This window comes from Streptomyces sp. XM83C (assembly GCF_023072675.1).
Lineage (GTDB): Bacteria > Actinomycetota > Actinomycetes > Streptomycetales > Streptomycetaceae > Streptomyces > Streptomyces thermocoprophilus.
Genome location: NZ_JALLGL010000008.1, coordinates 24,578 through 48,503, shown reverse-complemented (window position 1 = coordinate 48,503; position 23,926 = coordinate 24,578). Strand labels below are relative to the sequence as shown.

General features: G+C 72.7%; 19 protein-coding genes, 3 tRNA genes and 2 pseudogenes. 13 read left to right on the top strand and 11 right to left on the bottom strand.

The features are described 5' to 3' along the window. Positions 1-182: 182 nt before the first annotated feature. From MTQ10_RS02265 to MTQ10_RS02245, 5 genes are all read left to right on the top strand, one after another. Entirely contained in the window at positions 183-428 is a 246-nt protein-coding gene (locus MTQ10_RS02265; RefSeq protein ID WP_247461610.1) for a WhiB family transcriptional regulator, read from the top strand. A gap of 127 nt (positions 429-555) precedes the next feature. Further along, a tRNA-Gly gene (locus tag MTQ10_RS02260) sits at positions 556-627 on the top strand. Between the two features lie 8 nt (positions 628-635). Continuing rightward, positions 636-707 (top strand) — tRNA-Asp (locus MTQ10_RS02255). 29 nt (positions 708-736) lie between these two features. Next, on the top strand, positions 737-2,077 hold the full coding sequence (locus MTQ10_RS02250) for an SDR family NAD(P)-dependent oxidoreductase (protein ID WP_247461608.1): 1,341 nt from the start codon (positions 737-739) through the stop codon (positions 2,075-2,077). Next, entirely contained in the window at positions 2,074-3,396 is a 1,323-nt protein-coding gene (locus tag MTQ10_RS02245; RefSeq protein ID WP_247461606.1) for a ribonuclease inhibitor, read from the top strand. The genes MTQ10_RS02250 and MTQ10_RS02245 overlap by 4 nt, the downstream gene beginning before the upstream one ends. 91 nt (positions 3,397-3,487) lie before the next feature. Here MTQ10_RS02245 and MTQ10_RS02240 read toward each other — a convergent pair whose 3' ends face one another. After that, the gene (locus tag MTQ10_RS02240; protein WP_247461604.1) at positions 3,488-5,317 is read right to left on the bottom strand and encodes an AAA family ATPase; all 1,830 of its coding nucleotides are present in this window, start codon (positions 5,315-5,317) and stop codon (positions 3,488-3,490) included. Further along, positions 5,318-6,724 (bottom strand): vWA domain-containing protein, encoded by a 1,407-nt coding sequence (locus MTQ10_RS02235; protein WP_247461602.1) that lies wholly within the window; start codon positions 6,722-6,724, stop codon positions 5,318-5,320. It abuts the gene before it with no gap. Positions 6,725-6,870: 146 nt separating this feature from the next. On the opposite strand from MTQ10_RS02235, the gene MTQ10_RS02230 reads away from it, so the two are divergent. Beyond that, positions 6,871-6,946: transfer RNA gene (locus tag MTQ10_RS02230), tRNA-Trp, on the top strand. Positions 6,947-7,022: 76 nt separating this feature from the next. On the opposite strand, the gene MTQ10_RS02225 is transcribed toward MTQ10_RS02230, so the two are convergent. The 5 genes from MTQ10_RS02225 to MTQ10_RS02205 all read right to left on the bottom strand — a co-directional run bounded on the left by MTQ10_RS02225 (position 7,023) and on the right by MTQ10_RS02205 (position 12,561). After that, positions 7,023-7,871 (bottom strand): hypothetical protein, encoded by an 849-nt coding sequence (locus tag MTQ10_RS02225; protein WP_247461600.1) that lies wholly within the window; start codon positions 7,869-7,871, stop codon positions 7,023-7,025. A gap of 113 nt (positions 7,872-7,984) precedes the next feature. Continuing rightward, entirely contained in the window at positions 7,985-8,959 is a 975-nt protein-coding gene (locus MTQ10_RS02220) for an acyl-ACP desaturase (RefSeq protein WP_247461598.1), read from the bottom strand. A gap of 219 nt (positions 8,960-9,178) precedes the next feature. After that, complete coding sequence (ddaH, locus tag MTQ10_RS02215; RefSeq protein ID WP_247461596.1) at positions 9,179-9,955, bottom strand: dimethylargininase; 777 nt, start codon at positions 9,953-9,955, stop codon at positions 9,179-9,181. 96 nt (positions 9,956-10,051) lie between these two features. Continuing rightward, complete coding sequence (locus tag MTQ10_RS02210; protein WP_247461593.1) at positions 10,052-11,689, bottom strand: ABC-F family ATP-binding cassette domain-containing protein; 1,638 nt, start codon at positions 11,687-11,689, stop codon at positions 10,052-10,054. A 455-nt stretch (positions 11,690-12,144) separates the two neighbouring features. Next, positions 12,145-12,561 carry an SsgA family sporulation/cell division regulator gene (locus tag MTQ10_RS02205; protein ID WP_247461592.1) on the bottom strand — a complete coding sequence of 139 codons (417 nt, stop codon included), beginning with the start codon at positions 12,559-12,561 and terminating at the stop codon, positions 12,145-12,147. Between the two features lie 353 nt (positions 12,562-12,914). Between MTQ10_RS02205 and MTQ10_RS02200 the strand changes: the two are divergent. Continuing rightward, positions 12,915-13,143, top strand: a pseudogene (locus MTQ10_RS02200) (oxidoreductase); the annotation flags it as partial. Between the two features lie 109 nt (positions 13,144-13,252). Further along, positions 13,253-13,576 (top strand): plasmid stabilization protein, encoded by a 324-nt coding sequence (locus MTQ10_RS02195; RefSeq protein WP_247461590.1) that lies wholly within the window; start codon positions 13,253-13,255, stop codon positions 13,574-13,576. 249 nt (positions 13,577-13,825) lie between these two features. On the opposite strand, the gene MTQ10_RS02190 is transcribed toward MTQ10_RS02195, so the two are convergent. Then, positions 13,826-14,122 (bottom strand): YciI family protein, encoded by a 297-nt coding sequence (locus MTQ10_RS02190; protein WP_247461589.1) that lies wholly within the window; start codon positions 14,120-14,122, stop codon positions 13,826-13,828. 75 nt (positions 14,123-14,197) lie between these two features. On the opposite strand from MTQ10_RS02190, the gene MTQ10_RS02185 reads away from it, so the two are divergent. After that, complete coding sequence (locus MTQ10_RS02185) at positions 14,198-14,923, top strand: endonuclease V (protein ID WP_247461587.1); 726 nt, start codon at positions 14,198-14,200, stop codon at positions 14,921-14,923. Here MTQ10_RS02185 and MTQ10_RS02180 read toward each other — a convergent pair. Both MTQ10_RS02180 and MTQ10_RS02175 read right to left on the bottom strand, forming a co-directional pair. Beyond that, positions 14,884-15,072, bottom strand: coding sequence for a hypothetical protein (locus MTQ10_RS02180; RefSeq protein ID WP_247461585.1), 189 nt, complete (start codon positions 15,070-15,072; stop codon positions 14,884-14,886). The two genes, MTQ10_RS02185 and MTQ10_RS02180, sit on opposite strands and share 40 nt — an antisense overlap. Before the next feature lie 144 nt (positions 15,073-15,216). Continuing rightward, complete coding sequence (locus tag MTQ10_RS02175) at positions 15,217-16,395, bottom strand: saccharopine dehydrogenase family protein (RefSeq protein ID WP_247461583.1); 1,179 nt, start codon at positions 16,393-16,395, stop codon at positions 15,217-15,219. A 298-nt stretch (positions 16,396-16,693) separates the two neighbouring features. Between MTQ10_RS02175 and MTQ10_RS02170 the strand changes: the two are divergent. The 3 genes and pseudogenes from MTQ10_RS02170 to MTQ10_RS02160 all read left to right on the top strand — a co-directional run bounded on the left by MTQ10_RS02170 (position 16,694) and on the right by MTQ10_RS02160 (position 21,312). Continuing rightward, positions 16,694-17,877: pseudogene (locus MTQ10_RS02170) on the top strand (CaiB/BaiF CoA transferase family protein). After that, entirely contained in the window at positions 17,874-19,088 is a 1,215-nt protein-coding gene (locus MTQ10_RS02165) for an acetyl-CoA C-acetyltransferase (RefSeq protein WP_247461582.1), read from the top strand. Before MTQ10_RS02170 ends, MTQ10_RS02165 begins: the two are co-directional and overlap by 4 nt. Positions 19,089-19,131: 43 nt before the next feature. After that, entirely contained in the window at positions 19,132-21,312 is a 2,181-nt protein-coding gene (locus tag MTQ10_RS02160; protein WP_282611677.1) for a 3-hydroxyacyl-CoA dehydrogenase NAD-binding domain-containing protein, read from the top strand. Positions 21,313-21,445: 133 nt separating this feature from the next. Here the strand turns inward: MTQ10_RS02160 and MTQ10_RS02155 are convergent, their stop codons facing one another. Further along, positions 21,446-22,150, bottom strand: a complete 705-nt coding sequence (locus tag MTQ10_RS02155) for a MerR family transcriptional regulator (protein ID WP_247461580.1) — start codon at positions 22,148-22,150, stop codon at positions 21,446-21,448. A 285-nt stretch (positions 22,151-22,435) separates the two neighbouring features. On the opposite strand from MTQ10_RS02155, the gene MTQ10_RS02150 reads away from it, so the two are divergent. Further along, the gene (locus MTQ10_RS02150; protein WP_247461578.1) at positions 22,436-23,902 is read left to right on the top strand and encodes an amino acid permease; all 1,467 of its coding nucleotides are present in this window, start codon (positions 22,436-22,438) and stop codon (positions 23,900-23,902) included. Positions 23,903-23,926: the final 24 nt, after the last annotated feature.

Here is a 23,926-nt window from a genome sequence, read left to right as displayed (position 1 = left end):
CCTTTTTCCCGCCCCTCTGCCGAGTCTGGCACCGCCCGCCGGTGATCGCCGCCGCGCCGTGCGGGCGCGCCGCCGTGCATCCGGCCGTGCGGCGAGGGCATCATCGGACGGCCGAGGGCCCCGCTCCGTGTGTTGATCGCGCGTTGATCGAACGTTTTTCGCCGCGTTGCAGGCTCTCCGCCATGCACATCGACACGATCCCCGCGCCCGACCTCGCCTGGCAGCAGGAGGCGTTGTGCGCGCAGACCGGGGGCGACTTCTTCTTCCCCGAGCCCGGCAGCTCCGTACGGGAGGCGAAGCGGATCTGCGGGCTGTGCCCCATCCGCGTTGCGTGCCTGGAGTACGCCCTGGAGAACGACGAACGCTTCGGCGTCTGGGGCGGACTCTCCGAGAAGGAACGCCTCGCCCTGCGCCGCACCTGCCGCTGAACGGTTCGGACCGGTCCACCTGCCGGTGAGCACACCGGGCCACCCGGCGCCACCGGTCGCGGACGCCCGCCGTTGCGAAAACGCGTGCGGATCACCGGGCCGTGGCCGATAGGATCACCGCACGCGTCCGGACGTAGCGCAGAGGCAGGCGCCCGCCTTGCCCAGGCGAAGTACGCCGGTTCGAACCCGGTCGTCCGGACGCACCCGGGTCCCGTAGAGCAGAGGCAGACTCGCCGCCTTGTCAGGGCGGTCACGCCGGTTCGAATCCGGTCGGGACCACGACACGGCACGGACACGGGCGGCGACGGATGGGCGAGGGGACCGGCGGCACGGTCAGCGAGGAGGAGCTGGCCGCGTTCCACACGGTGGTCGGCAAACTGCGGGCGCTGCCCGTCGACGATCCCGTGCGGCTGCGGGCCGAGCAGGTCGCCGCCTCCTTCGCCCGTGACGGACGGCTCAAGCGGCGCAAGGCGCGCGGCGCCGAACTGTCCGCGGCCGACGCCGCCACCATGGCAGCGACCGCCACCGGCGCTCTCGACCGCCGCGAGGACGCCCCGCTCGACACGGCCGGCAGCGGGGGCGTGTTCCGCAAGCCACGCCACTGCTATGTCTGCAAGTCGCCCTACCGTCAGGTCGACACCTTCTACCACCGGCTGTGCCCCGAGTGCGCCGCGGACAACCGGCGCCGCCGGCAGATCAGCACCGATCTGACGGGCCGTCGCGCCCTGCTCACCGGCGGCCGAGTGAAGATCGGCTTCCAGCTCGCGCTGATGATGCTGCGGGACGGCGCCGAACTGCTGGTCACCTCCCGTTTCCCGCACGACACCGTCCGCCGCTTCCATGCCGTCCCCGGCAGCGACGCCTGGCGGGACCGGCTCACCGTCGTCGCCGTCGACCTGCGCGACCCGCGACAGGTGCTCGGCCTGTGCGAGGAACTGCGCGCAGAGGGCCGGCCGTTGGACATCCTCGTCAACAACGCGGCGCAGACCGTGCGCCGCCCGCCCGAGTCGTACGCCCTGCTCGCCTCCGGCGAGTACGACGCCCTGCCCGACGGCGCGCGCCGGGCACCCGGCTTCACCCCGATGCGGATGCTGCCCGGCACGGCGTCGGCCCTGCCGGCGGCGCTGCGCGAGGCGGACGAGGCCGGGCTGCTGCCCGACCCGTCCCCGGAGAACTCCTGGTCCGCCCGGCTCGGCGCGCTCGACCCGGCCGAGGTGCTGGAGACGCAGCTCGTCAACGCCCTCGCCCCGGCACTGCTGTGCGACCGGCTGCTGCCGCTGCTGCTCGCCTCCCCGCATCCGCGCCGCTACATCGTCAACGTCACCGCCGTCGAGGGCCGGTTCGCCGTACGGAACAAGACCGCGGGGCATCCGCACACCAACATGGCGAAGGCTGCCCTGAACATGCTCACCCGCACCTCCGCCGCCGAACTCGCCGAGCAGGGCGTCCACATGTGCGCCGTCGACACAGGCTGGATCACCGACGAGAACCCGGCCCCGAAGAAGGCCCGCATGGCGGGCGCCGGTTTCCGGACACCGCTCGACGTCGTGGACGGCGCCGCCCGCGTCTACGACCCGATAGTCCGCGGTGAGTCCGGCGCCCCCCTGTCCGGCGTGTTCCTCAAGGACTACAAGGAGGCGGAGTGGTGACCGGCCCGTCCGAACCGAGCCCGTCCGAACCGAGCCCGTCCGAACCGGTCACGCCCGAACCGGCGACGTCGGGCGCGCAGCCCCGCGCGGGCGACGCGACCACCCAGGACGGCGTCGGGCCGGAAGCGCCCGGCGGGGTGCGCCCCGGCGAGGCCGCGACGGGGTTCGCGGGCGTGCCGGTCGTGGTGCCGCGGCCGACGGCCGAGCTGGAACCGCTGCTGGACTGGCTGCGGGCCGGGCGGCCGGCGGGGGAGCGGCTGGACTTCACCGCGGGCACCGTACTGCCCGACGGCCGGCTCGACCTGTGCAAGCAGGCGCTGGGCGCGCGCGGCGCCGCCCTCGTCGCGGAGGCCCTCGGCCAGGGCCCCTCCCCGGTGCGGCATCTGCTGCTCGGCACGGACGCGCTCGGCGACGAGGGCGCCGAAGCCGTGGCGGGCAGCGCCGTCGAGACGCTGTACCTCGGCTGCAACGGCATCACCGCGGGCGGCGCCTGCCGGATCGCCGACCAGCTGCGCGCCTCACCGCAGGTCGTGACCGGCGTGTGGCTGAAACGCAACCCGCTGGGCAGCGCCGGCGGCCGGGCAGCCGCCGAACTCATCGAATCCGCGCGGACGTTGCGCACCCTCGACCTCGTGCAGACCGGTCTGGACGCGGCCGGCGCCGCCGTTCTCGCCGACGCGCTGCTCGCCGCCGCGGACAACGGGCGCCGTGTCGCACGGCTCTTCGTCGGCGGCAACCCGCTCGGCGGGCCCGGCGCGCACGCCCTCGGCGCGGTGATCGCCGCCGGGGCACTCGACGAACTGTACGTGTCCGCCGCCTCGTTGGGTGACGCGGGCGCGCTCCGGCTGGCCGAAGCCCTGGAGCGCGCCCCGTACGGGCGGCTGAGCCGGCTGTCGGCCGCCAGCAACGGCATCGGTCCCGCCGCCGCGGCCCGCCTGGTCACGGCGGCCACCGCGGCCGGCGTCGGCCTCCTCGACCTCGGCCGGGTCCGTGCCGCCGCGGTGTTGGGCGCGGCGGACAACCACATCGACCTGACGGCGGCCGAGCGGATCGCCGACGCGCTGGCGGCCGGCGAGCACCGTCTCGCCCATCTGGTGCTCAGCCACACCGGAATGCGCAGCAGGGAAGCCCACCGGCTGCTGGACACCGCGCCCCGCGCGGCCACCGCCACTCGTTTCGTCCTCGGCCCCGGTGTCGCCTCCAGCATCAAGCGCCGTCTGAACGCGCTCAGCGCCCACATCCCGGAGCCGGCGGTCCCGGCCGACGTGGCAGCGGTCCGCAGCGTCCACCGCACCGCGCCGCCGGCGGGGAAGGCGTGACCGGTGCGCGGCGCTGGCCGGCGACGTATGACCGTGCCAAGCACCGGTCGGCCGCGGTCCGACACCCCACGGCCCGCCCCGCCGGTCGCCGTCACCGCTTCCGCATCGCCATGAACACCTCCGTCCAGAACCGCTGCTGCTTCTCCGACGCCCCCACCAGATAGGTCGCGCGCAGTTTCGGCGGCAGCAGCGCCACCAGCCGGGTCACGACGGCGCGGTGCTTCCTCAGCTGGGACAGCTCCGCGTTGGCGAGGATCTGATGGACGACGTCGCTGTCCGCACCGCCCTCCGAAAACTGTTCCGCCGCGCGCCGCAGCCTGGCCTCCCACGCGTCCACGTCACGCGCCAGTTCCCGCAGCCCGGTCACCGGTCTGCCCCGCAGCCGGTCGACGAGCGCGGTCAGCGGTACGGGCGCGTACTCGCCGTCGCCCAGGTAGACCGTCGCCATCTCCAGCGGCAGGCCCCGCCGGTGCAGCTTGATCATCCGCTCCAGGGTGCGCTTGGTGATCCAGGCGCGGCCCTCCTCGTCGATGTCGTGCTTCCACCACTCCAGCACCGTCTCGGCGTCGGCGCCGTACCGGTCGATCAGCCACTCGTTGGCCGGGATGTCCTCCGGCTCCACCTCCAGCGACGCGGTGAACCGCGAGGCCTGCGCGATGTTGTTCCGCGACACCAGCAGCTTGCGGCCCAGATGGTACGGCGGGTTCTGCACGGCTATCTGCGCGCGCAGGTTCTCGATGCGCCGGCCCGCCAGCGACCACTCCTGGGTGATCTCCATCAGCTTGGCGAACGCCGCCTTGTCCTTGGGCCGGTTGTACTCGTCCCACACGATCGCCTTCGGCTCCGGCCCGGTGAACTTCGCGGCGAGCAGGTTGTCCAGGGTGCCGTCCGGTGACGGCACCGGGGCGCACAGGTCCTCCACGTTCGTCACCGGCAGCGAGAAGTACAGCGGCTCCCGGCCCAACCCCTGCCGTAGCGTCTCCCGCACCAGCTCCGTCTTGCCGCAGCCGGGCGGGCCCTGCAACAGCACCGTCCAGCGGTTGCGCAGCGCCGCCCGCACCACCTGCCGTACCGGGTCGGCGATCCGCGGCGGGTTCGGTGCGCCGACGGCGCGGGCGATCCGGTCGAGGATCTCCGTCGTACGGTTCGTGCCGGGCCGGCCGTCCGGGCCGGGCTCGGCCAGCCGCAGCCGCTCACCGTCCACGATCGGCAGCCCCCAGCGCAGCGGGAACCCCTCCCGGGCGTTGGCCAGGACGTGGTCCAGGGTGCGCGGCGACAGCAGCTGTCGCAGTGTCGCCGGCAGCGACGCCCACAGCGCGAACACCTCGGTCAGGTCCCACGGACGGTACTCGGCGGCGAGATGCCGCCGCCAGGACGTGTCGTTCGCGGTGATCCGCATCGTCACCATGCGGTCGAGCAGCGCCAGGTCGCCGCGCCGCGCGGAGGTCTCCGCCTGCGACTCGTTGTCCGTGAGGAACACGCCGACGCAACCCAGTTCCCGCAGATCGTGCTCGCCGAGCGTCCAGTTGCAGGCGACCTGCATCAGCTGCGACTGGATCGTGTCGCCGGCTTGCAGCGAGTCGTCGATGAGCAGCACGAACGGCCGGCCAGGCTTCAGCTGGCTCATCACCAGCTGCCGCAGCACGAGTTCACCGGTGGCGGGGTCCCGTACGGGCGCGTTGACGAGCAGGTCGTCCGGGGTGAGATTGGCCGCCGGGACGTACACGAGCGCGGTGCCGGGGTGGGCGTCGGCGATGTGCGAGAAGAACGTCGCCGTCTTGCCGATGCCGTGCTCTCCGAAGATCTGCCCCGTCTGCCCGAGGTCGATCATCGCGTCGATGAACTCCTCCAGGCGCGACGGCCCTTCGGGGCGGCGCGTGCCGGTGCGTCGTACCGTCGAATGCTCCGTCCGCGTGCTCATCTACCGCGATCCTGTCGTGACGCGATGGCAGGCCATCGCAGGGTTGTGCGTCTCGGGCCACTCGTTGCCGCCCTCGGTGATCAGCCAGATCCATTTGTCCGGCTCCTCAGGGGTGATCGGCGGCGCCCACCCGTCGGTGAGGACGACGACCGCGTCCGGGACGGCCTCCAGCCGCTTGCCGGCGACCTCCGTACGGCCCTCCACATAGTCGGCGACCGCCTGGAAGCTGGTGCCGCCCCCGCCGTAGACCCGCTCGCCCGGCCGGAACGGCATCACCACCCCGTCGAAGGACAGCCAGTGCGCCTCGACGCCGTCGATCCGGCCGACCAGTCCGGTCAGCCAGTGCACGACATGGTCGGGCATCGAACCCGAGGTGTCGTACGCGATGACGAGGACTTTCTCCCGGACGGGGCCGCGGCGCGCGAGCATCGGGTCCTGGCCGAGCGCCGCGAGCAGGGCGCCTCGCTTCTTCGGGTACACCAGCCGCTCCCCGTCCCGCAGCTTCGAGCCGAGGACGTCGACCAGCCACCGCTGCCACCAGTCGACGGTGCGGGTGCGGGAGGTCTCCCCGCGCAGCACGCCCGCGCCGAGGTTCCCCCACAGCCGGGCCGCCCGCGCCGAGCCTTCCTCCGTACGGCCCATCAGGTCCAGCAGCTCCCGCTCCGCGTGCGCGTGCCCGCGCCGGGCCGCCAGCAGGGTGTTGAGCAGCGCCGACGATGTGATCTCGTCGACGGTCGCCTGGTCCAGCAGGGCGCTGCCGTCGCCGGTGTGCACGCACAGGGCGCGGTCCGGGACCGGCGGGTGGTGCATCCGCTTCAGCTCGCCGTACACCCGCATGTCCGTCTCGGTGAACGTCTCGTACGGCACCGGCTCCAGGCCGTGCGCCGTCAGATCGGCGATGTACGCGTCGTACACGCGGCGGGGGTCCACACCCGTCGGTCTGCCGTCCAGCAGCGGCAGTTCGGTCCGGCCGAGGCGGACCAGCGCCACATGGTTGATGGACACCTCGCAGGCCAGGTCGAACACCGGGTCGTCCCGCAGTTCCGGCTCGGCCAGCAGATGCCGGTGCACCAGATGCCGCGCCTCGTGGAACAGCACGAACTTCACGCCGTCCAGGCCGAGCCCGACGAAGAAGCCCGGGTTGTACAGCAGCAGGCACGTGCCGTCGCCGGAGGCCACCACGGCGGCCGTGTCCACCGCGGTCGTCGGGATCTGGTGCCGGCACTTCGCGTACAGCCATGACGCGACGGCCGACTCCGTCAGCCCGAAGTCGAGCAGCGCGGCCTCCTTCAGCCGCCGTGCCTCGGCCACGACCTCGGCGTCGGCCGGGCGGTACCGCTCCAGCGCCCTGATGTCGGTCAGTTCGACCACCGGGGCACGCCTTCGCGCCCCGTCCCCGTACGTCATCCGTGCTCCCCCGTCGTGCGATTCCCCCCGACGCCCCGGGGCGGCCCGCGACCGTGCGCGGGACCGCCGGGACGGCCATGACCCCCGTGCACTCATTGGTACCAGCCGCCACCGACAACGGGTCAAGGCATTACGCTGCGGGCAAGGCGGGGCCGTAGCGCAGAGGCAGTCGCACCGGTCCCCACAGCCGGAACACGCTGGTTCGCATCCAGCCGCTCCGCCCCCTCCGCTTGCCCGGGCAGGCCCCCACCCGCCGCCCGCGTGCCTCCGCTGTCGTCGTGTGTGTGCCGACGTGTCGTCAGGCGATGGCTCCCGCCGTCACGATCAGCTCCGGGGCGGTGCCGTGGAAGGTGCCGATCAGCTGGGCCAGGACCGCCCACGCCTCCTCCCGGTCGCCCAGGTGCCGCCGGACCAGCGGGCGCAGGGCGTCCTCGGCGGCGGGCAGCCGCGACGGGAACATCACGGTGCCCAGGGACAGCAGTGTCAGCACCTCGACGGCGGGCCGGTGCGTGAGGGCGTACTCGGCGGGCCCGTCGAGCACTCCCGCCTCGCGCAGCCGGTGGGTGAACTTCGGGTGCGAGCCGAACTGTTTGCGCAGACCGGGCGGGCAGTCCGGGCGTATCGACAGCGCCCACCGGGAGTATCCGGGAAGCGGCTGCTCGGCGTCGGCGTCGGTGACCGTCCGCCAGTCCTCCGCGGTCAGCACCATGGACGCGGCGCCGCGCGCCCGGCCCCACGAGCCGGCGGCGCGCAGCGCCCCGACGAGGCCGAGGCGCTCGTAGGCCTCGGGGACCTCGGGCTCGTTCTCCGCCGTCGCCCGGCTCACGGGCAGGGGTTGGGTCCGGCCGGGCCCGAACGGGATGCCACGTGCGAGGGCCCGGCGCAGGCCCAGGTCGGTGATCGCGCCGTGTTCCCGGAGGAGGGCGTTGAGCTGGGGATCGTCCTGCTCCAGGGCCCACAGCGTCACGGAGACCGGCAGCCGGCGGTGGCCTCCCCAGCCCAGGGAGCTGCGCAGACGCTTCCGGGCCTCGGCCGCGCCCTCGGGGCCGGGCAGGCGGGTGCGCTCCCGGACCCGGGCTGCGGTGTCGTCGTCGGTGAGGCCGAGGAGGAACCCGGCCGCCCGTTCCGCGGTGCTGATCTCGGGCATGGACGGCATGATGCCGCAGGCCAAGGCCGTGACGCACCGTCATATCGAGGCGGAGGGAGCGCGACGGCCCGGGACCGCGCCGAAGGGCAGGTCCCGGGCCGTCGCAGCGGCTGTCAGAGCTTGCCGCGGGCCGCCATCCGCGCCTTGCGGGCAGCGAGACGCTCGTCGAATCTGGCGGCCTCCGCGTCCAGTCCGCCCAGGAACAGGCCGAGTTCCTCCTGCGCCCGCACACCCTCGGGGCCCAGGCCGTCGATCTCCATCACCTTCAGGAACCGCAGCACCGGCTGGAGCACGTCGTCGTGGTGGATCCGCAGGTTGTACACCTCGCCGATGGCCATCTGCGCCGCCGCCCGCTCGAAGCCGGGGATGCCGTGGCCGGGCATACGGAAGTTCACGACGACGTCGCGCACCGCCTGCATCGTCAGGTCGGGGGCGAGTTCGAAGGCGGCCTTCAGCAGGTTCCGGTAGAAGACCATGTGCAGGTTCTCGTCGGTCGCGATGCGCGCCAGCATGCGGTCGCAGACCGGGTCGCCCGACTGGTGGCCGGTGTTGCGGTGCGAGATCCGGGTGGCCAGCTCCTGGAAGGCGACGTACGCGACGGAGTGCAGCATCGAGTGCCGGTTGTCCGACTCGAAGCCCTCACTCATGTGGGCCATGCGGAACTCTTCGAGCTTGTCCGGGTCGACGGCACGGGAGGCCAGCAGGTAGTCCCGCATGACGATGCCGTGCCGGCCCTCCTCGGCGGTCCAGCGGTGCACCCAGGTGCCCCAGGCGCCGTCGCGGCCGAACAGGGTGGCGATCTCGTGGTGGTAGCTGGGCAGGTTGTCCTCGGTGAGCAGGTTCACCACGAGGGCGATCCGGCCGACCTCGGTGACCTTCGACTGCTCCTTGTCCCAGGCCTCGCCGTCCTCGAAGAAACCGGGGAAGTTGCGTCCGTCGCTCCACGGCACGTACTCGTGCGGCATCCAGTCCTTGGCGACCTTCAGATGCCGGTTCAGTTCCCGCTCGACCACTTCCTCCAGGGCGTACAGCAGCCGGGCGTCGGTCCACACGGCGGGGCTGCCGAGCTGAGGGGAAGTGATCGTCACGGGTACTCCAGGGGGACGTGATGCTGAGCAAGAGCTTCCGGCGAGCGGTGCCGGTGAACTTACGGGATCGTAGGCTACGAATCCGTAGGTTACGCCTCCGTAGGTTAAGATCGGCGTAAAGAGCGCTGATCAGCGGTGTCCCCGCAGGGCTGCGGGCGGGTACGGGAAAGCCCCAGGACGCGCAGGTCCCGGGGCCGGACGGGGGAGCGGATCACCCGGTCAGGCGTACAGCTCCCGCATCCGCACGGAGAGACATGTCACACAGCCCTCCAGCTTCTCGAACTCGCTGATGTCGACCGTGACGATCTCGTAGCCGAGGTCGGTCAGCAGCTCGGCGGTCCGCGGCGCGCTCGCCGCCATCAGCAGTGTGTTGCCGCCGAGCAGCACCACATGCGCCCCGGACTCCTCCGGCACGGACAGGAACCGCGGGAACAGCGCCGGCCGGTCCACCTTCGGGATGTGCCCGATGACCGTCCCGTCGGGCAGCGCGGTCACCGCCGACTTCAGATGCAGCACCTTGCTCACCGGTACGGCGACGACCCGCGCCCCCAGCGGCTCGAACGCGGCCCGCAGCTGCTGCACACCGGCCGCGTCGGTCCGCCCGCCCCGGCCGACGTACACCGTGTCGTCGATCTTCAGCACGTCGCCGCCGTCGAGCGTGCCCGGCTCCCAGATCCAGTTGACCGAGCAGCCCAGCGCCGCCACGGCCTCCTCCACTCCGGCGGTCTCCGCGCGGCGGGACTCGGCGCCGGGACGCGTGATCAGCGCGACGTTCTTGTACATGACCACGGTGTCCTCGACGAACACCGCGTCGGGGCAGTCGTCGGCGGGCTCCACCTCGATCGTCTCCCAGCCGTGGGCGCCGAGGGCGGCGACGTACGCCTCCCACTGCTCCACGGCCAGCTCGACGTCGACCTTCTCCCGCTCGATGTGCGTCACCAGACCTTCGGCGAGCAGGGGGCCGGGGCGGCGGACGAGGGCCTTCTTGCTGGGCACGAGCTGGTCTCCGTATCGACGGGGTGGTTCTCGGGGCCGTCACGGGGCCCGGTCCGCCATCATGCAGTCCGGACCCCCGCGGGCAAAACCGGCGCCTCAGGCGGTGGCCCTCCCGAGATGTTCCCCCGTGGCCTCCTTCAGGATGCCCTCCTCCAGCACCAGCCACCGTGTGATGCCGATCGACTCCAGGAACGGCAGGTCGTGACCGGCCACGACCAGCGCCCCCTGGTACGACTCCAGCGCGGTGGTGAGCTGCCGCACGCTCGCCATGTCCAGGTTGTTCGTCGGCTCGTCCAGCATCAGCAGCTGCGGCGCCGGCTCGGCCAGCAGCAGCGCGGCCAGCGCCGCCCGGAACCGCTCCCCGCCCGACAGGGTTCCCGCCGGCCGGTCGGCGCGCGCCCCGCGGAACAGGAAGCGGGCCAGCCGTGCCCGCACCCGGTTGTCGGTGGCGCCCGGCGCGAACCGGGCCACGTTCTCGGCGACGCTCAGGTCGTCGTCGAGGACGTCCAGCCGCTGCGGCAGGAAACGCAGCGGCACATGCGCCCTCACTTCACCCGACACCGGGGGCAGCTCTCCGGCGACGGTACGCAGCAGCGTCGTCTTGCCGGCGCCGTTGCGGCCGATCAGCGCGACGCGTTCCGGGCCGCGCAGGTCGAGACTGCCCACGGCGTGCTCCGCGTGCACCGGCCGCAGATCCAGCAGCGTCAGCACCTCACGGCCCGGCGGCACCGCCGTGTACGGCAGGTCGACGCGGATCTCGTCGTCGTCCCGTACGGCCTCCACCGCCTCGTCGAGCCGTTCCTTCGCCTCGGCGAGACGCTCCTCGTGCAGGATGCGGTGCTTGCCCGCCGACACCTGCGCGGCGCGTTTCCTCAGCTTCATCACCGCCCTGGGCTCCCGCTTGTTCTCGTACATCTTGTTGGCGTAGCGCGTGCGTGCCGCGAGTTTCGTGCGCGCCTCGACCAGTTCGCGCTTCTGCCGCCTCAGGTCGGCCTCGGCGACCCGGACCATCCGCTCGGCCGCCTCCTGCTCGACGGCGAGCGCCTCCTCGTAGTCGGAGAAGTTCCCGCCGTACTGGACGATCTCCCCGCCGCGCAGGTCGGCGATCCGGTCGACGAGGTCGAGCAGACCCCGGTCGTGGCTGACCACGATCAGCACGCCGGGGAAGGCCTCCACGGCCGCGTACAGCCGTCGCCGCGCGTACAGGTCGAGGTTGTTGGTGGGCTCGTCGAGCAGCAGGACGTCCGGGCGGCGCAGCAGCAGCGCGGCCAGCCGCAGCAGCACGGACTCGCCGCCCGACAGCTCACCGATGGTGCGGTCCAGGCCGATGTGGCCGAGGCCGAGTTCGCCGAGCTGGGAGAGGGCGCGTTCCTCGACGTCCCAGTCGTCGCCGACGGTCTCGAAGTGCTCCTCGGCGACGTCGCCGGCCTCGATGGCGTGCAGCGCGGCGCGTCGCGCGGCGATGCCGAGCGCCTCGTCGACCCGCAGGGCGGTGTCGAGCGTGACGTTCTGCGGCAGCCGTCCCACCTCGCCGGTGACGCGCACGGTGCCGTGGGTGGGGGTGAGTTCCCCGGCGATCAGCTTGAGCAGGGTGGACTTGCCGGAGCCGTTGACGCCGACGAGCCCGGTCCGGCCGGGGCCGAACGCCGCGTCGAGGCCGTCGAGGACGGGGGTGCCGTCGGGCCAGGCGAACGACAGGGAGGACAGGGTGACGGAAACAGCGGATGCAGACATACGGGCCTCACGGTTGCGTCAGGTGCGGAAAGGGGCAAACGCGTGAAGAGACACCGCGAGGCGACCGGGAGGCGGGGGCGAGGGAGGGCGCCCGCCGGGGAAGGCGGGGATCTGCCGGGAAAGGGCGGGGACCTGTCGAGTGACAGTGGGAAAAGAGAGCAGCCCTGTGCCGGAGACGGCTCGACGCCGAGGTCGCACGCTGCGCACACACCTCACCGGTGTGCGACGCGGTGTCTCATGACCTCAGAGGAGCAACGTCCTTCTCCGATCGACGGCAACAGAACCTCGTACACCGTAGGGGGCGTGTCCCAAGGGCGTCAACGGAATTGGGCGGGGCGGGGGTTCTACGGCCCTGGTGTCCGCCCTGGCTCACCCCTTCGGGTGTGTCCGGCCCACCGGACGGCCTCGGTCGGCCCGGTCGGCTTCCCGTCCGGCCCGGTGGCCCGTACCGGCTCCTATCCGGCGTCCCGCATCAGCTCCGCGAGGCCGTCGTCGAGGTCGAGTTGCAGATGTTCGAGGCCGGCCGGGACCAGCACCTCGGTGGCGTCCAGGAAGCGGCGGAGGTCGGCCGAGTGGACGTGCACGATCGCGGTGCCCTCCGGGGCATGGAACTCCAGGACGGTACGGTCGAAGCCGTACGGCCGCACCCGCACGTCACCCTGCCCGTCGGGCCCCTCCAGACCGGCCGCGAGCAGATCGCGGGCGAACGTCCAGCAGACCTCCACGCCCTCCAGCGTGGCCGGAGCGGGGAAGGTCATGCGTACGGCGAACGGGTCGCGCCGGTCGTAGTGCAGCATCGCGGGAATGGTCGGCATACGTGGCGCGGCGGCGACGAGCCGCGCCTCTACGGGCTGCGCGATGACGGTGGACAACGCCTTGCTCCCTTGTGACGGCTCTGGCTGCTCGACGATGACGGGCGGACGCGCCGGCACTACTGGAGACGCCGGAACCGGCCCGCCCGTGCATCCCCGAACCGAGTGACCTCTGTCACCGCATCCATGCACACCTGTCACCACGGATGTCACCGGCGGCTTCCCCCGCGACGCGCACGGCACTTGGGGTGCGAGGCGGTCCGGACGGGGCCGGGGGAGCGGGCCGGCTTCGCCCGCCCTGACGACGACGGTGCGTACGGGACGGGCCGTTCGGCCAGGGCGAACGGCACGGTCAGGACGGCCGGGGCGGCGGAGCCGGGTGTTGCGGCGGACGGCCGCGGCGCTGTGCGGAGCGGACCTGGCGGCCCGCGGCCGAAGCACCGCCCGCCTGCCGGTCCGGGGGCGCCCGGCTCCCGTACGGGCGGGGCGCCGCGCTCGCCGTCGGGCCCACCGGCACCGACCTCACGACCCACGGCGGGCGGACCGGGCGGACCGTCGGCACGGGGTCGTACGACACCGGTGGACCGCGCCCCCGGCCACGGCTGCTGGGCGGCCGGCGAACAGGGCCGCGTCGCCCGCCTCCACGGCGGGCCCCGTCGGGAGGGCCGTAGGGGACGCGGCGCGAACGGAGTGGCCGTGTCCCGTGCGGGTACCCGGCCGCTCCACGCGATGTGAGAGGAAGTGAGTGGCCGTGCCACGCGGTTCGAGCCCCAAGCGTGAACGCCAGTACGAACACATCAAGGAGAGCGCGGAGGAGCGGGGCGAGAGCACCGGCCGGGCCAAGGAGATCGCCGCCCGGACGGTGAACAAGGAACGGGCACGCTCCGGCGAGTCCAGGACCGCGAGTCGCAGCTCGGTGAAGGACATGTCGTCCGGCAAGCGCGGCGGGCAGAGGTCCGGCAAGGGCTCCCAGGGGCCCACCTACGACCAGCTGTACAACGAGGCCCGGCAGCGCGGCATCAAGGGCCGGTCCGACATGAACAAGAGCCAGCTGCGGCACGCCTTGGGGAAGTGAGGCGAGCCGCCCGGCGCCGGACGCTCCGGCCGGCCCCTCCGGTCCCCGCGTCCGGCGCCCCGGGGCGGACCCTCGGTACCGCCCCGTCGGCCTTTTGGGCCGGCCCCTCCGCTCCGCCTGGGACACCACGGGCGGCCGACAGGGGCGCCGCGGACCCCGGCGCGGAACCGGACCCCGGCGCGGAACCGGCCCCCGACGCGGAACCGGCCCCCGACGCGGATCCGGGCGGCCTCGAACCCTCCCGGGACCTCAGCCGGCCGGCTCGCGGAAACGTTCCAGTTCCGGAGCCGTCCTGGTCGCCCTGAACTCCGTGATCCGGTACTCGCACACCCCGGCGGTCACGAACGGGTCGCCCGCCGCGATCTCCTCGATCCGTGCCCGGCTCTCGGCCACGGCGATGATCACCCCGCCGTCACGGGGGTTCTTGCGGCCGGACGCGAGGAAGACGCCCCGCGCGTAGAGGTCGTCGAGCCACGCCACATGGGCGTCCAGCACCGCGTCGACGGCGTCCAGCGGGGCGGTGTAGGTCAACTCCAGTACGAACATGATCGCGAGACTACGCCCACCCGTGCCGCCCCCGGACCGGGAGGCCGCCCCCGGCGGCGTAGTCTCACGGACATCATGACGACCGTACGCACACCGGCGGACTGGCCCGCGACCGAGGAGGAGGCCCGCGCCGTCCAGGACGAACTGCGGACCCGCGTGGTGCTCGACGAGCCGGGACCGCCCCCCGGCACCGGGCACGTCACCGGCGTCGACGTCGCCTACGACGACGAGCGCGACATCGTCGCGGCGGCGGCCGTCGTCCTGGACGCGGCGAGCCTCGACGTCGTCGCCGAGGCCACGGCGGTGGGCCGCGTCTCCTTCCCGTACGTGCCGGGACTGCTGGCGTTCCGCGAGATCCCCACGGTGCTGGCCGCGCTCGGCGCGCTGCCCTGCCCGCCGGGGCTCGTCGTGTGCGACGGATACGGCCTCGCCCATCCGCGCCGCTTCGGCCTGGCGAGCCACCTCGGCGTGCTCACCGGCCTGCCGGTGATCGGTGTCGCCAAGAACCCGTTCGCCTTCACCTACGACGAGCCCGGTGCCCGGCGCGGCTCCTCCTCGCCCCTGCTCGCGGGCGAGGAGGAGGTCGGCCGGGCGGTGCGCACCCGCGACGGGGTCAAGCCGGTCTTCGTGTCGGTGGGCCACCGGGTCTCCCTCGGCAACGCCTGCGCCCACGTCCTGGCGCTCACCCCGCGCTACCGCCTCCCGGAGACGACCCGGCGGGCGGACTCGCTGTGCCGCCGGGCCCTGCGGGAGGCCACGGTTCAGGAGTCCACCACCCGCCGTTCCCCGACGTCCCGGTAGCCCGATTCGTACACGTCCGACCGGTCGCCCGGCCGCAGCGGGCAGTGACGGACATGGCCCGCCCAGTACCGGAGGATGCGGCCCGGTTCCCCGGCGGGGTCGTCCTTCAACGCGCCCGCGTCCAGGGTGACTTCGAGTACGGACTTCATGCCTTCGATTGTTTCGTCGAACCGCCCTTTGAGACTTTTCCAGGCAGACGGCCGGAGAGGGAGCCGGAAGTCTCGACTGCGGTTGCGGCAGGGCGGGGAAGGGGCGGACCGAGCGCCGCCCCGCCCGGTCCGCCGCCCGGCGTCTCAGGTGCGCGCAGCGACCCGGAAGCGGATGCCCGCCGCTCGCAGCCGCCGCGTCAGGGCGTCGCCCATCGCCACCGCCGTGGTGACCTGCCCGGCGGTCTCCGGCAGGTCGTCGAGGGCCAGGCAGAGCGCCGACTCGGCGAACATCTTCGCCGTCTCCCCGTAGCCGGGGTCGCCGCCCGACACCTCGGTGAACACGCGCCGGCCGCCGCCCTCGCCGACGAAACGCACCGTGAACCAGCTGCGCGCCCGCTTCTCGGCGTCCGGCCCCTCGCCCGGCTTCAGCCGGTTCCGCAGCCAGCGCCGGGCGGGCGGCACCTGCGCGGCGGCGAACAGCGCGCCGACGGCGGCGACCCCGCCCACCGCCACGGGCAGATGCCGTACGGCGGCGTAGTGGCGGTAGCGGAAGTCGGGGCCGTACACCTCCAGCGCCTTCGCCGAGCGGCGCACGATCTGCGGGTCGATCGTCGGCAGGGGCAGCGCCCAGGCGCCGATCTCCCGCGCGAAGCGCGGCGCACCGGACGGGGCGAGCGCCCGGCGGCCCAGCAGCCGCGGCTCGTGCCGGTGCCGTTCACGGGCGGCGGCGAGCATCTGCCGGCCGCGGGCGAACTGGTCCAGCGCCGACGCGAAGGTCCCGCCGGAGAAGGCGGCGTCGGCGGTCACGAAACCGTCCACCCGCAGCGGCACGCCCTCGGGCAGTTGCCGGACGGTGAACAGCGCCCCCAGATCGTGCGGCACGGAGTCGAAGCCGCAGGCGTGCACCAGGCGCGCGCCCGTCTCACGCGCGCGTGCGTCGTGACGGACGTACATCAGGTCGACGAACTCCGGCTCGCCGGTCAGGTCCACATAGTCGGTGCCGGTGTCCGCGCAGGCCGCGACGAGAGGCTCGCCGTAGCGGTTGTACGGGCCGACGGTCGTCGCGACCACGCGCGCGTGCTCGGCGAGAGAGCGCAGCGACGCGGGGTCGGCGACGTCCGCGCGCAGGACGCCCACGCGCTCGCCGCCGGGCAGTCGCTCGCGCAGCTCCTCCAGCTTCCGCTCGCCGCGGCCGGCGATCGCCCAGCGCACCTCGTCGGGTGCGTGCGCGGCGAGATACTCCGCGGTGAGCGCGCCGACGAAGCCGGTGGCCCCGAAGAGCACGATGTCGTACGGGCGATCCGTGCTGTTCAGCCTGTTCATGACACTCCTGGCGTCGTGCGGCCGGGCCGCTGTCGGTGGCTGAGGCTAGCGTGAGGAGTACGGCGTCCCGGACGCGGGCGGGATGCCGGTGCCGTACGTGTCCGGCCGCTCCCTCCGTCGTGCCGCCTTCCCGGGTGCGGCGCCGATCCGGCCCGCCGTCGCGCCGGTCTGTCCGGCGTACGGTCCCCGGATGGACCAAGCGCTTGCTCGTCAGGGCTTGTGCCCGGTGGAACACGTTCTTAGCATCACTGGTGTTACATCATCGGTGTCACATCGACGTCCACGGCGAGGGGGCCGGATGGCGGCAGCACCCACAGCGGGCCACGGCCCGCTGACCGGCGTACGCGTGGTGGAGCTGGCCGGTATCGGCCCGGGCCCCTTCGCCGCCATGCTGCTGGCCGACCTCGGCGCCGACGTCGTCCGCGTCGACCGCCCGGGCGGCCCCGTCCTCGGCATCGACCCCGCCCGCGACGTCACCAACCGCAACAAGCGCTCCGTCGTCGTCGACCTCAAGGCGCCCGACGGCCCCGCCCGCGTCCTCGACCTCGCCGCGAGGGCCGACGTCCTCATCGAGGGCTACCGCCCCGGCGTCGCCGAACGCCTCGGCGTCGGCCCCGCCGACTGCCACGCCCGCAACCCCCGCCTCGTGTACGGCCGTATGACCGGCTGGGGCCAGCAGGGCCCCCTCGCCGGGACCGCCGGGCACGACATCGCCTACCTCGCCCTCAACGGCACCCTCGGCATGATCGGCGACCCCGACCGGCCCCCGCCCGCGTAGTCGCCGAGGAGGTTGGCGGGGGCGGCTCCCTCTACCTCGTCGTCGGCGTCCTCGCCGCGCTGCACCACGCGCGCACGACCGGCGCCGGGCAGGTCGTCGACGCCGCCATCGTCGACGGAGCGGCCCACCTCAGCGCCATGATCCACGGCATGCTCGCCGCCGGCGCCTGGCAGGACCGGCGCGGCGCCAACCTCCTCGACGGCGGCTGCCCCTACTACGGCACGTACGAGACCGCAGACGGCCGCCACATGGCCGTCGGCGCCCTCGAACCGCAGTTCTACGCCGAGTTCACCCGCCTCCTCGGCCTCGGCGACCGCAGCGCCGACCACGCCGACATCACCCGCTGGCCCCGGCTGCGCGAAGACGTCGCCGCACGCTTCCGCACCCGCACACTGGACGAATGGACCACCGTCTTCGACGGCACCGACGCCTGCGTGGCGCCCGTGCTGTCCCTGCGCGAGGCCCCGCACCACCCGCACCTCGCCGCCCGCTCCACCTTCACCGAGCACGGCGGCATCACCCAGCCGGCCCCCGCGCCCCGCTTCTCCGCGACCCCGACCGCCGTCCGCGGCGGGCCCGCGCTGCCCGGCGCCCACACCGCGGCCGTCGCCCGCGACTGGGACGTACCCCGACTCCTGACCGCGGCGGACGACCCGCAGCCGCGGCCCACGCCCCGAACCCCTGAGCGAAAGGCCTCCTCGTGAGCACCGAAGCGTACGTGTACGACGCGATCCGCACCCCGCGCGGGCGCGGCAAGGCCGACGGAGCCCTCCACGGCACCAAGCCCATCGACCTCGTCGTCGGCCTCATCCACGAGATCCGCGCCCGCTTCCCCGGCCTCGACCCGGCGGCGATCGACGACATCGTCCTCGGCGTCGTCGGCCCCGTCGGCGACCAGGGCTCCGACATCGCCCGTATCGCCGCGATCGCCGCCGGGCTGCCCGACACCGTCGCAGGCGTCCAGGAGAACCGCTTCTGCGCCTCCGGTCTGGAAGCCGTCAACCTGGCCGCCGCCAAGGTCCGCTCCGGCTGGGAGGACCTGGTCCTCGCGGGCGGCGTGGAGTCGATGTCCCGCGTGCCGATGGCCTCCGACGGCGGCGCCTGGTTCAACGACCCGATGACCAACTTCGCCGTGAACTTCGTGCCGCAGGGCATCGGCGCCGACCTCATCGCCACCATCGAGGGCTTCACCCGCCGCGACGTCGACGAATACGCCGCGCTCTCCCAGGAGCGGGCCGCCACCGCCTGGAAGGAAGGCCGCTTCGACCGCTCCGTCGTCCCCGTCAAGGACCGCAGCGGCCTCACCGTCCTCGACCGCGACGAGCACATGCGGCCCGGCACCACCGCCGACTCCCTCGCCCGGCTCAAGCCGTCCTTCGCCGACATCGGCGAACTCGGCGGCTTCGACGCGGTCGCGCTGCAGAAGTACCACTGGGTGGAGAAGATCGACCACGTCCACCACGCCGGCAACTCCTCCGGCATCGTCGACGGCGCCTCCCTCGTCGCCATCGGTTCCAAGGAGGCCGGCGAACGCCACGGCCTCACCCCCCGCGCCCGGATCGTCTCCGCCGCCGTCTCCGGCTCCGAGCCGACCATCATGCTCACCGGGCCCGCCCCCGCCAGCCGCAAGGCACTCGCCAAGGCCGGCCTGACCATCGACGACATCGACCTCGTCGAGATCAACGAGGCGTTCGCCGCGGTCGTGCTGCGCTTCGTGAAGGACATGGGCCTGTCCCTGGACAAGGTCAATGTGAACGGCGGCGCCATCGCCCTCGGCCACCCGCTCGGCGCGACCGGCGCGATGATCCTCGGCACCCTCGTCGACGAACTGGAACGCCAGGACAAGCGGTACGGCCTCGCCACCCTCTGCGTGGGCGGCGGCATGGGCATCGCCACCGTCGTCGAACGCGTCTGACCCCCTCCCACGGATCACCACGGACCATCACGGAGCAGCTTCCATGAGCATCGAGCCCACCACCATCCGCTGGGAGCAGGACGACAGCGGTGTCGTCACCCTCGTCCTCGACGACCCGAACCAGTCGGCCAACACCATGAACCAGGCCTTCCGCGCCTCCATCGCCGCCGTCGCCGCGCGCGCGGAGGCCGAGAAGGACTCCATCCGCGGCATCATCTACACCTCCGCGAAGAAGACCTTCTTCGCGGGCGGCGACCTCAAGGACATGATCCAGGCCGGCCCCGAGGACGCCCAGCGCGTCTTCGACACCGCCACCGAGATCAAGAACGCGCTGCGCCGCATCGAGACCCTCGGCAAGCCCGTCGTCGCCGCGATCAACGGCGCCGCCCTCGGCGGCGGCTACGAGATCGCCCTCGCCTCCCACCACCGCATCGCCCTGGACGCCCCCGGCTCCAGGATCGGCCTGCCCGAGGTGACCCTCGGTCTGCTGCCCGCGGGCGGCGGCGTCACCCGCACCGTCCGTCTCATGGGCATCACCGACGCCCTCCTCAAGGTTCTGCTTCAGGGCACCCAGTACACGCCCAAGCGCGCCCTGGAGAACGGCCTCGTCCACGACCTGGCCCACACCCCCGAGGAGATGCTCGCCAAGGCCCGCGCCTTCATCGACGCCCACCCCGAGTCGCACCAGCCGTGGGACGTCCCCGGCCACAGGATCCCCGGCGGCACGCCCGCGAACCCGAAGTTCGCGGCCAACCTGCCCGCCTTCCCCGCCAACCTGCGCAAGCAGCTCGGCGGCGCCCCCTACCCGGCCCCGCGCAACATCCTCGCCGCCGCCGTCGAGGGCGCCCAGGTCGACTTCGAGACGGCCCTGACCATCGAGACCCGCTACTTCACCGAGCTGGTCACCGGCCAGACCGCGAAGAACATGATCCAGGCGTTCTTCTTCGACCTCCAGGCCGTCAACTCGGGCGCCAGCCGCCCCCAGGGCATCGAGCCCCGCCAGGTCCGCAAGGTCGCCGTGCTCGGCGCCGGCATGATGGGCGCCGGCATCGCCTACTCCTGCGCCCGCGCCGGTATCGACGTCGTGCTGAAGGACGTCACCCTGGAGGCCGCCGTCAAGGGCAAGGGCTACTCCGAGAAGCTGTGCGCCAAGGCCGTCGGCAGGGGCCGTACGACGCAGGAGAAGGCCGACGCGCTGCTCGCCCGCATCACACCCACGGCCGATGTCGCCGACCTGGCCGGCTGCGACGCGGTCATCGAGGCCGTGTTCGAGGACACCGCGCTCAAGCACAAGGTGTTCCAGGAGACCGAGTCCGTCGTCGCGCCCGACGCGCTGCTGTGCTCCAACACCTCCACGCTGCCCATCACCACCCTCGCCGAGGGCGTGCAGCGGCAGGCCGACTTCATCGGACTGCACTTCTTCTCACCCGTCGACAAGATGCCCCTCGTCGAGATCATCAAGGGTGAGCGCACCGGCGACGAGGCCCTCGCCCGCGCCTTCGACCTGGTCCGGCAGATCGACAAGACACCGATCGTCGTCAACGACTCGCGCGGCTTCTTCACCTCACGGGTGATCGGCCACTTCATCGACGAGGGCGTCGCCATGGTCGCCGAGGGCATCGAGCCCGCCTCCGTCGAGCAGGCCGCCGCCCAGGCCGGCTACCCGGCCAAGGTGCTGTCCCTGATGGACGATCTGACGCTCACCCTGCCCCGCAAGATCCGCAACGAGTCCCGCCGTGCCGTGGAGGAAGCGGGCGGCACCTGGACCCCGCACCCCGCCGAGGCCCTCATCGACCGCATGGTCGACGAGTTCGGCCGGCCCGGCCGCAGCGGCGGCGCCGGCTTCTACGAGTACGACGAGAACGGCAAGCGAATGCGCCTGTGGCCGGGCCTGCGCGAGCACTTCACCAGGCCCGGGTACGAGATCCCGTTCCGGGACATGCAGGAGCGGATGCTGTTCTCCGAGGCCCTGGACACCGTCCGGCTGCTGGAGGAGGGCGTCCTCACCTCCGTCGCCGACGCCAACATCGGCTCCCTCCTCGGCATCGGCTTCCCCGGCTGGACCGGCGGCGTGCTCCAGTACATCAACGGCTACGAGGGCGGCCTGCCCGGCTTCGTCGCACGCGCGCGTGAACTGGCGGAGAAGTACGGCGACCGTTTCACCCCGCCCGCGCTGCTGGTGGAGAAGGCCGAGAAGGGGGAGACCTTCACCGACGCCCGCTGAGCCACGGGCCGCACGGGAGGGCACGGGCCGTACGGGAGGCGCCCGGCGTGTCGGGCGCCCCCTCCGCGTGCCGGGAGCCACCGGGCGCACCGGGCGCGGGCGCCCAACGGCCCGCCCGGCGCCCGCGGCGGCCTCACCCCTCCTCGTCGCCGCCGTCCAGCCACACCCGCAGCTCCTCCTTCAGCGACCGCTGGAAGGTCGTGAGCAGGGCCTGCACCACCAACGGACGCATATGGGCGGACAGCGACTTCACGTCCTGCGGGCCGCGGTCGGCCACCGCGGCCCGCAGCAGCCCCGACAGCTCCCGCGCCGCCGCCCGCGAGTGCTGCACCAGCACCTCGCGCGCCGCCAGCACCGTCTCCTGCGACAACGGCACGTCCAGCAGCTCCACACCCAGCCGCAGCAACCCCACGTCGATCCGGAAACCGTCACCGTCGGGCACCACGACATCCATCGCGGCCAGCCGCTCCACCTCCGCCTCCGACAACGGCCGCCCCGCCCGCCGGTCCAGCTCCTCCCGGCTCACCGACACCACCGCGTCCGGCGCCCACGACGCGACCACCGCCCGGTGCAGCGCCAGATCCCGCGCCGACAGATCCGCCGGCAACTGCCGCAGATACCGCTCGATCGCCGCGAGCGTCATGCCCTGCCGCCGCAGCTCCTCGATCAACGCCAGCCGCGCCAGATGCCCCGCCCCGTACCACCCCACCCGGCGCGGCCCCAGCACCGGCGGCGGCAGCAGACCCCGCGTGCTGTAGAAGCGGACGGTGCGGACGGTGACGCCCGCCCGCGCGGCCAGCTCGTCGATCGTGAGGGTCGGTGCGTCGGTGGTCGTCATGTGCAGCAGTATCGCTGTCTCACCACTGCTGTGACACCCGGTGCGGTACGGGTACGACACGTGCGGCCCGCTCCCCGCGCCGGTGACCGGGCCCCGCACCGCCCGGAAACCGCAGGTGACAGCCGTGTGAGAAAGATTTCTGTGTGACATGTGCCATCGCATGGGGTTCGAGTGATCGGGGAGGCTGCTGTGGTGGTCTGTGCCGCGACACAGCGGCACGACCGAGGCACGTCAGCAGATCCGGCGGAGAACCCGCTCGGGCGCACCACAGAACGGATCCACCCCGTGAGCAAGGACGCCGTGCACACGGCACAGGTCGCCGCCACCCCCGAGGCGACCGGGACGCCCGCGGACGCGGGCGACGCCGGGTACAGCAAGGACCTCAAGCACCGCCACGTCAACATGATCGCGATCGGCGGCGCCATCGGCACCGGCCTGTTCCTCGGCGCGGGCGGTCGTCTCCACGACGCGGGCCCCGCGCTCGCCCTCGCCTACCTCGTCTGCGGCGTCTTCGCCTTCTTCGTGGTGCGTGCCCTGGGCGAACTCGTCCTCTACCGCCCGTCGTCCGGGTCCTTCGTGTCGTACGCGCGCGAGTTCCTCGGCGAGAAGGGCGCCTACGTCGCCGGCTGGATGTACTTCCTGAACTGGTCGACCACCGGCATCGCCGACATCACCGCGATCGCCCTCTACACGCACTACTGGAGCCTGTTCACGCCCGTCCCGCAGTGGGTGCTCGCGCTGATCGCGCTCGCCGTGGTGCTGGCCGTGAACCTCATCTCCGTGAAGATCTTCGGCGAGATGGAGTTCTGGTTCGCGATCGTCAAGGTGGCCACTCTCGTCGCGTTCATGTGCGTCGGCATCTTCCTGCTGGCCACGCAGCACGACGTCGGCGGCCAGACCCCCGGCCTGAGCGTCGTCACCGACCACGGCGGTGTCTTCCCGCACGGTCTCATGCCGGTCGTCCTCGTCATGCAGGGCGTGATCTTCGCGTACGCCGCTCTGGAGCTGGTGGGTGTCGCCGCGGGCGAGACCGCCGAACCGGAGAAGGTCGTCCCCCGCGCCGTGAACTCGATCATGTGGCGGGTCGGCCTGTTCTACTGCGGCTCCGTCGTCCTGCTCGCGCTGCTGCTGCCCGGCTCGGTGTACTCCGTCGACGAGAGCCCCTTCGTCACCGTGCTGTCGAGGATCGGCGTCAGCGGCGCCGGCGATGTGATGAACCTCGTCGTCCTCACCGCCGCGATGTCCTCGCTCAACTCCGGCCTGTACTCCACCGGACGCATCCTGCGCTCCATGGCGATGGCGGGCTCCGCGCCCAGGTTCACCCGCGTGATGAGCCGCAGCCAGGTGCCGTACGGCGGCATCCTGCTGACCTGCTGCGTCTGCGTGCTGGGCGTCGTGCTGAACTACCTGGTGCCCAGCCAGGCCTTCGAGATCGTGCTGAACGTGGCCTCCCTCGGCATCGTCAGCACCTGGGTGATCATCATGATCTGCCACCTGGTCTTCGTGCGCCGCGCCAAGGCCGGGCTGGTCACCCGCCCCTCGTTCCGGCTGCCCGGCAGCCCGGTCACCGAGATCGCGACCGTCGTGTTCCTGCTGGCCTGCCTCGGCATGATGGCCAACGACCCCGACGTCGGCCGCAAGACCCTGCTGCTGATCCCCGTCATCGGCCTTCTGCTGGTCGCCGGCTGGTTCGGTGTGCGCCGCCGCGTCTCCCGCGAGGCGGAGCAGGAACTGAGGGACATCACCCGGTAGCCCGCAGAGGGTTTTCCACAGGCA